This is a genomic window from Thermodesulfobacteriota bacterium, from assembly GCA_040753795.1.
In the GTDB taxonomy this organism is placed as follows: domain Bacteria; phylum Desulfobacterota; class Desulfobacteria; order Desulfobacterales; family Desulfosudaceae; genus JBFMDX01.
The window spans coordinates 35,702-47,782 of record JBFMDX010000022.1; the positions used below are offsets into that span (position 1 = coordinate 35,702).

The following is a 12,081-nucleotide window of genomic DNA, read 5'->3' on the forward strand; positions in this document are numbered from 1 at the left end:
GCAATTTGAAATTGCTATAACACCGGGCAGTCGTTATGCAACTCGTTCCACGACCAGCTCCGAGACCTCCCTGACCTGAAGCCTGTTCTCCAGTCCTTCGGTTTTAACGGCATCTCCCAGCATGACGGCGCAGGCCGGACAGGCCACGGCCAGAACCGTCGCGCCGGCGGCCGCGGCCTCGCGGCACCGGGCCCGGGCCGGGGAGTCATCACCGCCGGAGATCATGTCGGTGAACAGGTTGCCCCCTCCCCCGCCGCAGCACAGGGCGTTTTTGCGGTTGCGGTCCATCTCCACCAGTTCGATGCCGGGCGTAAAAGCGAGCATTGTCCGCGGTGACTGGTAGTCGGCGTTGTGTCGACCGAGAAAACAGGGATCATGAAAGGTGACCCGCGTTTTTTCAACCGGGGTTTTAAACGAGAGGCGGCCCAGCAGGAAGGCCAGCATCTGGGTGTAGTGAAACACCTGAAATTGCCCGCCCAGGGCCGGGTATAAATTTTTAAAAGCGTGAAACGAATGGGGAGAGAGGGTAATGATTTTTTTGACACCCCGTTCAATAAAGACTTTTATGTTTTTTCCGGCCAGTTCCTCGAATAGCGCCTTTTCTCCGGCCATGGCCACGTCATTGCCGTCGGAGCATTCTCCGTCGGTCAGCACCCCGAAATCGACCCCGGCTTTGGCAAGCAGGGCTGCCGCGGTCCGGGCGATTTCCTGGCCCCGGGAATCATAGGCGCCCACGTCTCCGGCGAAAAAAAGATACTCCTGCCCGGAATAATCCGCCGCGTCGGTTCCGGTTCGCCAGTCGGCCCGCTTTTTGCCGGATTGGCCGTAAGGGTTACCCGCGTTCTGGACCCGGGTCAGGTAATCCCGGACCGGACCGGGCACGGTGCCGGATTCCAGAATGGCATCCCGCCCGGCGGTAAAGGCCAGCAGGATCTGGTCCTTGAAACCGGGCATGGCGCAGTGTTCGACGCAGTTTCCGCAGCCGGTGCAGGAGAACATGATCCGGCCCAGCCGCTGGCTGACGCCGATCCGGTTGTTCAGCCAGGCGGACAGCAGCCACATGCGGCCGCCGGGCGAAAAGGTTTCAAACCGGTGGGCCAGGTAAGCCGGGCAGTTGATGTCCGTGTAGTTGGATGGGAATTTGCAGTAGCCGCAGCGAAAGCAGCGATGGAGGATTTCCTGGTGTTCCATTTCAGACCTCCCAGTTGCCGGGATTCATGATCCGGTTGGGATCCAGGGTGTCGCGCAGCCGGTTCATGAACGAGACGGTATTCGGATCCATGCGTTTTAAAATCTCCTTCTGGGCCGGGGCTTCGGCCTTCCAGGGAATGCCGCCCATCTCCAGGCAGGCCCGGTTGGTCTCTTCCAGGGCCTCGGCCGCCCGGCCCACGTCTTCGGCATCGGCCCGGTTGAAGGCATAGGCGAAAAAAAACATCATGGCATGGCCGGCCCCGATGATCCGGGCGCCCAGGGAATAAGTGGTATGGTGTTTCTCGGCGATTTCAGTCCCCCGGCGGTAGGCTTCGGCAAACCGCTCGACGGCCATGATGGCGCCCACGTATTCAAACCCGCCCCCCTTGCGGGCGTCGGCGAACCGGGCCAGGTCAGGCGAGGGGATCTCCATGAACCGGCTCTTCTGCACCGGCGGGATGGGCAGAAACCCGGCCGCCCCGGTGTCGGTAATGGACCGCACCGACTCCTGGAGCAGGTTGCGTTTAAAGATCAGCTCTTTTTTCGAGTGGGCGCCGAAAGCGACATTAATATGGAAGAACCCCCTGGCCCAGTCCGGCTTGGGAGTCATCCAGGGGGTCATGTCCTCGGCCACCTGGACGCCGGTAAACCGGGAAATGATCTCGGGCATGAGGTCGGCGGTTTCGGACACATAAATCAGCACGTCGTTATACCGGTAGTTGGGGAAAAGCCGGATGCCCAGCTTCGTGATGATGCCGGTGGTGCCGGACCAGCCCAGGAACAGGCCGGACAGGTCGGGCAGCGGCGCCCTGGAAAACCACTGGGGCGACACGCTGCACGAACCGGTGCGCACGATCTCGCCCGTGGGCAGCACCGCCTCCAGACCGGTCAGCATGTCCGAATGAAAGCCGCCCAGCACCGACAGGTGGCCGGAGCCGTGAATGCAGACATTGCCGGCGATGGTGGCCGCCGGCGGGGCGTCGGGCATGGAGTGCTTCAGGCCGGGGTGGTGTTTGGACAGGTAGGCCTTGAGCACGCCCTGGGTCACCCCGGCCTCCACCACGGCGTAGCGGCTGACCGGGTTGACCTCGATGATCCGGTCCATCCGCTTCATGTCCACGATGACCCCGCCCTTCAAGGCCCGGGTCAGGCCGGATAGCACCAGTCCCCCGCCCATGGGCACCAGCGGCACCTTGTGCGCGTTGGCCAGCCGCACGATTTGCGCCACCTGGTCGGCGGTTTCCGGCATGGCCACGGCATCGGGCGCGGCCGGCGGCATGGTGCCCTGGTCCATGGAGTAGAGATAGCGCTCCTCGGGTTCGGCCGAAACAAACGCCTCGCCCACGATGGCCTGCAGTTTTTTAATGAAGTCGTTCATGACATTATTCTCCCAAAGCCGCCTGGACCAGGTCGCTGACCAGAATCGGCATCAGGCCGCGCCCGGCCACCTCCTGGGCCATGGTGGCCATGCAGAAGGGACAGTTGAACACGCAATAGACGGCCTTGACTTTCAGCATGTCGGATATGTTTCTCTCCACCAGGTCGTCGGCCGTCTCGTCCCGCTGATGGGCCCGGGGCACGCCCCCGCAGCACAGGGCGTTGTCCCGGTCATACTCGCGGGGCGCGCGGATGGCGCCGATCTTCTCAAAAATCCGGTCCAGGACCGCGTCGGTTTCCGGGCAAAGCCGGTTGGAGCAGGGCCGCTGATAGGCGATGACCTGGTTCAACGGCTTGATGCGATCGGCCAGTACCGCCAACCGTCGGTCGATATAGTCAAACAGATGGATCGGCCGGAAAGGCACGGTAATGCCAAAGGCCCGGGCCAGAGTGGTGTAGGTGCCGTAGCACTCGTCATGGAAACAGACCATGTCCGTGACGCCCGAATCCTTCATGTAAAAGGACATGATATTGTCGATCACCCGGGGCACCCGCTCGCGGATGACCGAATTCTTGGCAAAATGCAGCCACATGATATTGCAGAACACGTCATTGCCGGAAATGACCGAGGCCCCTTCAAAAAGACGGCCGCGGATGGATCCGGCCAGCATGGGAAAAGCGCACATGTTGACCAGGGGCGCGGCAACGGCTGCCCTGGTCAGCCGCCCCTTGAACGCCATCATCTTCAACTGCTCGGCCACGATGGGCCGGGGCGCGGGCAGCAGGCCCATCTCCTCCTGGCGCTCCACCAGGACAAAGAAGGGGTTGTTGCCGTTGGGGCAATACTCCTGGCAGGCGTAACAGGTCAGGCATTCACGCAGCACCCGGCTGTCCTGTCCGGCGTTGATCTTCTGCTTTTCCTGCCTGGCCTCGGCCACGTCGGCAAAAGCGATGTACTGGCACTTCATCAGGCAATCGATGGTTTCGCAGGCCGCGCAGACAGCGGGATTAAAGGCAATGGCGTTCACGATGGACCCCCATAAAAATCAAACCATTCATAAAATATTCGGGTCACCCGGGTAGCTGTTCAAGCATACGGTCGTAAAATTGATTGACGATCCCGGCGGTATAAACCGGTTGATACGTACCGATAGACAGCGTCAGGCTTCCGGCATACCCGGTCATTCCCATTCCAAAGAGGGGCGGATTCATCGGCGGAACCGTCAGCCAGGCCCTTGCGGCCGGCTGGTCATACGTCACATCCTCCGCCTTTATCGGCCCCATATTGGTCAGGGCATTGACCAGCCCGATCCGTTTCATTGAAAACAGCAACAAACCGCCGAAAATATTCTTTGCCAATCTGGCCGGCATCAGGCTGATGGTCGGCATGACGCCGATATAGTCGCTCAGCCCCAGCCAGTTCTTTTTCCGCAGGCCGATAATATGGGAAATTCTTTTGACCGAATCCGAAAACGAATGACCCAGGTCGCTGCCGGGAAAAGCAAACTCCAGGGCGCTTAAGTTGCAGATCCCTTCGCCTCTTCCCGATGGCAGGTAATGCAGGCGCAAATCCGCCGTCATCAGGGCCTGCAACCTGCTTTTATGATCCCAGTCGCCCAGATCCGTCATGGCGCTGAAAAACGAGGCCATCAGCATATCGTTTAAGGTGGCCTTCATTGTCCGGCCGTAAGCGGCGATCCTGGCCACCCTGTCGGCCGGGATATGGCGCACGACGTATTCCGGCCGACCGCCGAAATCCCCCTCCCGGCTGAATCCAAATCCTTTGGACGACGTCAGCAGTTTCCACTGCGTTCGTAAATAGTTTACATAAATCCTGGGATAGGCCATTTTGGGGATCAATCGCAACACCTGCCACGAACCGCGTGAACCGTGAAGATTCGGTTCGGGAAGGTAATCCGGGTTCTCCGCCAGGGCATTGTATATCCCGGCCAGAGCGCCGGACACTTCCTTGCAGCCGCCCGCGTCCGCCGCTTCATGGGAAATCTTGAGGATAAGCCGGTTTTTTCCGGAGGCGTCATCCTGCCACAGGCACCCGCTCACCTGCGGCCCGCCATGAGCGTCATGGGGTTTTGCGCGGAAGGCTTCATACCCGTCCCCGGAGCTGACAACGATAAAATTATCACGTTGACTGCTTTCCAGCCGCTGCCAGTATGTTCGAATATTTCCGACGATGAGTCTGCACCCCAGAACCGGCTCGGCATCCAGCACCAGGTCAAAGGCGCGGGTCAGTCTTTTGACATCCAGCCGGTGATCGAATTCCATCTCCAGGTGGAGCATCATTTCACCCATGGCGCCGAGGATATACACCACCTTGTCCGTTGCCATCGATGGCAGTCGCTTTGGTATGTTGACTGTCATTGTTCTTTTTACGGGCAAAAAGCGCATTCTAAACCTTATGTTGCAATGTTTTTCAGGCGTATATTGTATGAGGTCAGCATGTTATCCTGGTCCGACCCCTCAAATAAGGCCTGCGTCCTTCAAGACATTTTCCATCACTTCTTGATCCCACCCCGATATCCGATTTTTTCCGACAAAAATCAAAGGGACGCCTCGCCCCCTGAGATCATTAAATTTTTTGAGATTCTCCTCTGACTCGTTGATATTATATTCAATAAACGCGACGTCGTGCTTAATCAAAAAATCTTTGGCCAGATCGCAATACCGGCACCCCCTGGCGGTGTAAAGAACAACTTCATTTGACGCCGTCTCGTCTGTTTCATAATTAGCTGCGCCATTGTCAGACATGCTGCCTTGATCATTCGGATCAGCGCCGCTGAAATACCCGTAAAGGCCGGCGGAAATTACAATAGCCGCGATAATAAACAACAGCCAACCGGTAAGGGCGGTTGAGCTTTCGCGGCTTTTAACCGGTTCTTTTCCCCCGAATGAGGATGGTCTGTCAGAACCACTGTCCGCCAACACCGTACCGCTTTTATTGTGCTTTTCATATACGATTCCGCACTGCGGACATTGCCATGCCGGCGCGAAATCATCCGGCTTCCGGGTATATCCGCATTTGGGGCAGGTAGCCCCGGCATTGTCAGGCATTGTCTTCTCCTTTTTGTATTATTAGAGATACTGCCCCAACCGAATTATTCCCCCACCTGCCGGTAAAAATCAATTGCTTTGCGTTCTTCCGTTCTCCAGGCGGATCGACAGCATATTGCCGGCAACGGCGTATTCGCCCGGCAAACCCAGCCGGTCGAATATGGCCTGGTGATCGCTTGCCGTCCTGGCCACCAGCTTGCCGTTTTTCGCCAGGGCGTCCAGATACCGGTCGGCCAGACGGCCGGCTTTGACCAGGGTCGTAAAATACATCCGGCCGTTTTCCGACAGGATTTTCTCAAGGCCAGCCAGCAGCGGGCCGGTGTCGGCCAGACAATGCAGAAGGTTCTGGCAGAGAACGGCCTGGAACGCGTTTTCGCGAAACGGCAGCCGCAGGGCGTCGGCCTGGAGAAAAACCAGATTCTCCGGCATGCGGCAGCGCTGCCCGACGATCCTGGCTTTGCCCATTCTGAGCATTTTCAGGGACTGATCCGCCAGAACGACCGGCCGTCCGGACCAGCGGCTATAGACGTCGGCCGTAAAGGCCAGGGAACCGCAGCCAAGATCCAGGACGTTCCCCTCTCCGGAAGACCGCAGGGCCTCATCGGCCATTTCCGGGAACAGGGCAACCGCATATCCCCAGATCAGGCGATTATAGAGCGGATGGCACGCCACCCGATCGTAAAAAATCCCGAACCGGGTATCGTATTCGTTGCCGGATCCGCTGTCCGGCAACACGGAATAAATGCCGGGTTCAACCAGCCGCAGGGGCGTGTTTTCCACCAGCAGGGACGCCAGATGATGCTCCGCCATCGTCACCCTGTGGTCATTTTTCTCCATGAGCGGTTACTCCATTATACTATTCATTCCGCAGGCACCGCACCCGGCCGTCCAGAATGGAGGTGAAACAGTTGCCGCAGGAAACGCAGGCCGATTCGATTGCCTGGCCGGTCCGCAGCCGGTTGACAATATCGGGCTGGATGATAAACGGACGCGCCAGGGCGATGTAGTCGGCCGCTTCCTCCCGGATGATCCGCTCCATGTCCGGGAGGCGCCGGATGCCGCCCACCACGATGACGGGAACTTTCACCTGCTTCCTGATGGCGGCCGCCGCCTCGACATTGTAGTTGTGGAGCGGGCCCGGGGTCTTCATCAGCAGGCCGGCCACCGGCCTGAGCAGGGTCCTGACCGGGCCGGGCAGGTTCCGGGTCTGACGCGCCCGGTTCAGCAGGCCGGTCGCCGGCGCACGGGTCACCCGGATGGTGTTGAGCCCGTCTTCCATGACCCCGCACGAAACCTCGATGGCGTCGATGCCCGCCCCGGCCAGTATCCCGGCCACCCTGGCGGCCTCCTCCAGGGTGGTGCCGTTTTTCATGTGGTCAAAGGCGTTGATCTTGATCAGCACCGGAAAATCGCCCAGGCGTTTTCTGATCAGGCGGATGATTTCCGTCACGATCCGGGTCCGGTTCTCGGTCGAGCCGCCCCAGCCGTCGGTCCGCCGGTTCATGGCCGGCGTCATAAACTGGGACAGCAGATACCCGTGGGCGCCGTGGAGCTGCACCCCGTCAAAACCGGCCTCGCGGGCGCGTTGGGCGGCAGCGGCAAAGCTCTCGATAATCTGAAAGATCTCCTTTTCCGTCAGCTCCCCGGGTTTATCCAGCGGAAAGGTCCGGTCCCGGATGGCGGACGGCGCCTTCGGCCGGCTGCCGGTGGTATAGGCGTCGGTCTGGCGCCCGGCATGGGCAAGCTGGAGAAAGACGGGGACCTGGTGTTCATGCACCGCCCCGGTCAGTTGCCGGAAGCCGTCAATGGTCTCGTCCCGGTCAATCATCATCTGGGTGGGAAAGGCCTTGCCGTCCTGCTGCACGCAGGCCAGGCCGGTGATGATGGCGCCCGCGCCCCCTTTGGCGATTCTGGCGTAAAAGGCGGCCAGATCCTTCCCCGGCACCCCGTCCGCGCCTGCCATGCCTTCAAAAGTCGCCGAACGGATGATCCGGTTGGGCAGCGTCACGCCCGCCAGTTGGGTGGGTTCAAATATCTGTTTCATCTATTGCCTTTCTAATTTGCGTTCCCGCCGAACCGTTTGCGGCGTATATCCCTACACAGTTCTTATGGGTTGGGCCGTCTATGTTTTTATACGTTGGTCATTGGTCTCTCTGAAAAGAATAAAAGCATGGACGTCCCCCATCATACCCCGGTGGTTGGTATTTCCATTTGTCACACCCGCTGTCGCAGCATTGTCACAGCTCATTGTCACAGCTTGTCACAGCTTTCCCAAAACATAGTGACGGGTGGGATCGGTGGCTCCCGCGCCGACTTCGGCAACAACCCCTTTATCGATCATTCCCTTGAGATCCCGCTGCAGACTGCGGCGGTTGACGCTCGGGCAGAGCAACTCAAAATTCTGGATGGTCAGCTTGCCATGCTGGATAAGATAGCCCAGCGCCCTGGCTTGCCGCTCATTAAGCCCGTGTTTTTTCACCAGCACATCCCGGCGGATGACCTGCTCCCCTCGCTGCCGCACTTCGATCATCTGGGACTCCAGTCCGGTGACGAAGTAGTCAAGCCATGAGGTCATGTCCATGGCGTTCTCCCGGACGCTCTGGATGGCTTGGTAAAATGAAGGCCGGTCACGGTCGTAGTATTCGCTGATGGTAAACAGCCGCTTGAAATCATACCCGGCTTTGTAAAGGCAGAGAGTGGACAACAAACGGGAGGCGCGGCCGTTACCGTCCAGAAAAGGATGAATGTGCACCAGTTGATACTGAGCGATGCCGCTGATCAGCACCGGGTGAATTTCGGAACCCCTGTTCAGCCACTTGACCAGCTCCGACATCATCACCGGCACCTCCACCGCCGGGGGTGGGGTGTAGAGCACCCGGCCGGTGGCAACATTGACCACATAATTCTGGATACGCCGATACTCGCCGGGGGCCGCCTGGCCGCCGCGCACGCCTTCCAGCAGCTTGCGGTGGATCTCGCGGATCATCCCCTCGGTGATCGGATCTCCGCTGTCCAGACATTCGGAGACAAATTCAAAGGCCGCACGATAATTGAGCAGTTCCCGCACGTCATCCGGATCGGCTTCCGGCACCGCCTCTCCGTTCCATAATCGCGTGGCCTGATCCAGGGTCAGCCGGGTGCCTTCGATGTGGGTGGTGTGGTGAGCTTCCAAAATCAAAGCCCGGTCGCTCATCTCCCGCACCCAGTCGGCGGAAAGCCGGGCCGCCTCCAGAAAGCCCCGCGCCCGCTCGATACTGGTTATCGCGGCCGTCATGCGGCCGGTAATGGTAAACCTGGGGGTAAAAGTATTCATATCAACACCTATTTTGTCTCATTCTGATACTTTCCGATCATGGTACCCAGTGCCGTTTTCAGCGTGACGGGAATCCGGGAGGCCCGGACGATAATATCATACGCCATATCTGAAAAATCATCGGTATCCATTAGCGATTTCCTCCTGCTGAATCTGCTTTCCCCGCGGTGCCAGATCCGCGATAAACGGTATATCGAATTTGTTCTCAATCATGCGTCAACAGTGGGCAAAGTTCTCTCATCATAAATAGACAACCTGGTACCGGAATCCAGGCAAGTTTTCGGAAACAGGTTCTCCGTCCGGGGATATTCCGGAATCCAGCCCGTATAAGGGGTCTCCGGAAATGAAACACTTCAATACGCGATATTCTGCCCATACTTTTTTCCTGTTAATTCATCATCCACAACTTGATTTTTAGGAATTGTGTATGATGTCCCCGAAATTTTGGAAATTTTGTGTTACCACGAGCAGGCGGAGGGGTTACCCTAGATCCATTGCATTCCTCGCGTCCAGAAGCCGCGCGCATACATCCTCAATTTCCTTTCTTGATACTTGGGTCTTCAATGGCCATTGTGCGGTCACGGTCAGGAGGCTTAGCCCTATGGTGCCATCCACATTTTTTAACGTCGCAACGTTCAGTTTCGACAAAGCCTTAGTCTTTGCTGTCGGGAGGTATTTGGCAACATTGCGATGATCCCATTCTGAGCGAATTTTGGTCAACTCAATGTGAACAACAATTGTATCCCCTTCATTATGCAATTTTAACTTGATCCGCTTCGAAGGATCGATCCCGTGAACGTGAACTTCCCTCCCAAAGTCGTGGGAGTCAATACTGCCATCTGATTCTAGGCAAACCGCCATTTCCTCAAGCACGAGAGGATTACTGCTCGATACTTGATCGCTGAAGGTCATTCGATATGCTTCTCGAAACGCTTCTATCGCTGAGGTGAACGGGAGACGCGACTGTTGTTTATCTCTGGTGCATCCTTCCACCGTTCTGGCCAGATACGATGGAAGACAACGCCAGTTGCAGGAAAACCTCGTGCGAATACTGTCTCTCACGTGTTCTTTGAATTTATGGAAGTTTTGCTCGTTGGGGCGTGGGTCATCACCAACGAAAAGAAAATAGGCAAGCATCCCGTATCCAAAAGTATCGACTGCCGTATGTCGAGTACTTACACCAGCTTTCATGCCAGTAGCGGTCTGCTCTGGGGCCGCATAGCCTTGGGCGCGAGCACCATGAACTACTGACAAGTCCGACGCTCCTTTGTGCCAGGATAGATCGAAATCAAGCACTACTACATCAATGGGATCGCCCTTATTGTAGCCATCCCGCAATATGACGTTGTCGGGCTTGAGGTCTCTGTGCAGAACGCGCTCCTCAAGGTCGTGAGCAGTATGAACAACATCTCCGATTTGCACGAGAACATCAAGTGTCTGCTGTAACGAGTCGAGCAACCCCCAATTCTTGGCCTCCGTCAACGTTGGTCCATCTATGAATTCCATCAAAACGCAGGCAGGGACCTCGAATGCATTTATGAACTTGACCATCTTCGGGACATTTTTTTGTGTAAGTATCTTCATTGAGCGTACGCCGCGTCGAAAGCTATTGAGGTATTCGCTATCACTTCGTACCTCTTGGAGTAGCACTTTTAGTGCTGCGCGTTCCCCAGTGTCCAACTTTTCTGCTTCGTACACTTGTCCGAAAGCACCTCTGCCCTTTCCTGCCACCATCTTGTACCCGTGAACAACATCGCATTCTGAGTTTGGCTGGATCAGCCATGCCATATGGATTGCTCTCAGGTGGTCTGCATAGAACTTCTCGAGCATGTCTATGTCATTTGTCTTGGGTGTCGTGTTAGGAGGAATTATGCTGGCTACTGCTTTGTTGAGAAGCTCTCTGACATGATGCACTGGCATTGTGAGGAGGTCGGCATCACTTGGGAGCGAACCGAGGTCAGTCTGGCCACCGGTGAAGACGGAGGCGGGGATATCGTCCTCCGGTAGGAATTTAAGAAAGTCACGTAGCGTTTCCTCTATTTCTGGATGACTGTTTGGATCGCTCGGACGATAGGGAATCACTGCAAATCCTTGATTGCCGTATGTGTTAACTATTCCTGAATCGGTGCGTGACAACAAAAGGTAGTGTCGTGATCCAATTGTACCAGGCTCTGTGACTACTTTCTGGAGCAGATACGAGAAGGCGAAGTCGTCAGGATCGAATCCTACTATCAACAAATGTTTCGTCTGGCATAGGGATTGGACAAATTTTGTATAGGTACTGCTGGCAAGCAAACCTCCGAGCTCGGCCTGCGTGAAAACCCATGTTGACGGATCAGAGACATGTCCGTGGGGCTGGAACACAAACTGTTGAGGACCTATGAGGAATCTACTGAATTTTGCCGTCTCTTTCGCCGTTGCTGTGTCCACAGCTGATCGATGTACCTTGGAATATGAGTCAACGGCGCATGTGTCTATGTTGTACGTCATAATTCCCTTCACATCGAGTTGCCAAAGTAATTCGTAGGTGACAGGGATGCTGCTCTTATCTTTGAGCGTGAGGCGTTCCCTGATAGCCTCTTCGTACGCCTCTTTGGAGAGGATTCCTTGCAGTTCAGTAAAACACCTCCATAGATCGGTATTCTCGGCGATACGGTTCAAGCGTTCCTTGTGCCCTTGACGTTCCAGTTCGGGGATCTCTGAAATTCTGTTGCGAGCGTTGTCGACAAGATGACCACGAAGATTGGTCCACGTTGGAAGGCCGCACGGTCGAGACATACCTGCGCCTACTATTACAACGAAGTCTTTCGGGTTCTCGCGGATTCGTGACCGCAAGTCAATGTAATCGGGATGCCGTTTATCTAATGTCATCGACTAACCTCCAGTGATAGACGCTGGTCGTCTGCCGCGGCTGTCACAACCGCTGTGTGTATAGGATTTCTCTGAGTTCTTTTTTAAGATCACATTATTTATTATATTGACTGCTTGCTTCTATCCCCCATTTGCAATTCTGCCACTTAAGGATGAAATGTCATGGTGGATTGTTACCCAGCTTGAATTTTTCCTTGACGGCATAGAGCATGTGAATTCCGTTGGCAGTATAAATATTTTTGATAGCTTAAATGCTGGCA

At 56.4% G+C, this 12,081-nt stretch carries 10 protein-coding genes; all 10 read right to left on the reverse strand.

All coding sequences use genetic code 11. From position 1 onward, the window contains the following. Positions 1-33 precede the first annotated feature (33 nt). The 10 genes from AB1724_18100 to AB1724_18145 all read right to left on the reverse strand — a co-directional run bounded on the left by AB1724_18100 (position 34) and on the right by AB1724_18145 (position 11,821). On the reverse strand, positions 34-1,191 hold the full coding sequence (locus tag AB1724_18100) for a (Fe-S)-binding protein (protein ID MEW6079724.1): 1,158 nt from the start codon (positions 1,189-1,191) through the stop codon (positions 34-36). A gap of 1 nt (position 1,192) precedes the next feature. Next, positions 1,193-2,569 carry an FAD-binding oxidoreductase gene (locus AB1724_18105; protein MEW6079725.1) on the reverse strand — a complete coding sequence of 459 codons (1,377 nt, stop codon included), beginning with the start codon at positions 2,567-2,569 and terminating at the stop codon, positions 1,193-1,195. A gap of 4 nt (positions 2,570-2,573) precedes the next feature. Next, on the reverse strand, positions 2,574-3,596 hold the full coding sequence (locus tag AB1724_18110) for a (Fe-S)-binding protein (GenBank protein MEW6079726.1): 1,023 nt from the start codon (positions 3,594-3,596) through the stop codon (positions 2,574-2,576). A 43-nt stretch (positions 3,597-3,639) separates the two neighbouring features. Continuing rightward, positions 3,640-4,914 (reverse strand): hypothetical protein, encoded by a 1,275-nt coding sequence (locus AB1724_18115; GenBank protein ID MEW6079727.1) that lies wholly within the window; start codon positions 4,912-4,914, stop codon positions 3,640-3,642. 132 nt (positions 4,915-5,046) lie between these two features. After that, entirely contained in the window at positions 5,047-5,637 is a 591-nt protein-coding gene (locus AB1724_18120; protein ID MEW6079728.1) for a glutaredoxin domain-containing protein, read from the reverse strand. A 69-nt stretch (positions 5,638-5,706) separates the two neighbouring features. Beyond that, positions 5,707-6,474 carry a class I SAM-dependent methyltransferase gene (locus AB1724_18125; GenBank protein ID MEW6079729.1) on the reverse strand — a complete coding sequence of 256 codons (768 nt, stop codon included), beginning with the start codon at positions 6,472-6,474 and terminating at the stop codon, positions 5,707-5,709. Between the two features lie 19 nt (positions 6,475-6,493). Next, positions 6,494-7,681, reverse strand: a complete 1,188-nt coding sequence (locus AB1724_18130) for an NADH:flavin oxidoreductase (GenBank protein MEW6079730.1) — start codon at positions 7,679-7,681, stop codon at positions 6,494-6,496. Positions 7,682-7,897: 216 nt separating this feature from the next. Then, a complete protein-coding gene (locus tag AB1724_18135; protein ID MEW6079731.1) occupies positions 7,898-8,950 on the reverse strand; it encodes a Fic family protein in 1,053 nt (350 codons plus the stop codon). Between the two features lie 8 nt (positions 8,951-8,958). After that, positions 8,959-9,081 (reverse strand): hypothetical protein, encoded by a 123-nt coding sequence (locus AB1724_18140; GenBank protein MEW6079732.1) that lies wholly within the window; start codon positions 9,079-9,081, stop codon positions 8,959-8,961. A gap of 349 nt (positions 9,082-9,430) precedes the next feature. After that, positions 9,431-11,821 carry an SIR2 family protein gene (locus tag AB1724_18145; GenBank protein MEW6079733.1) on the reverse strand — a complete coding sequence of 797 codons (2,391 nt, stop codon included), beginning with the start codon at positions 11,819-11,821 and terminating at the stop codon, positions 9,431-9,433. Positions 11,822-12,081: the final 260 nt, after the last annotated feature.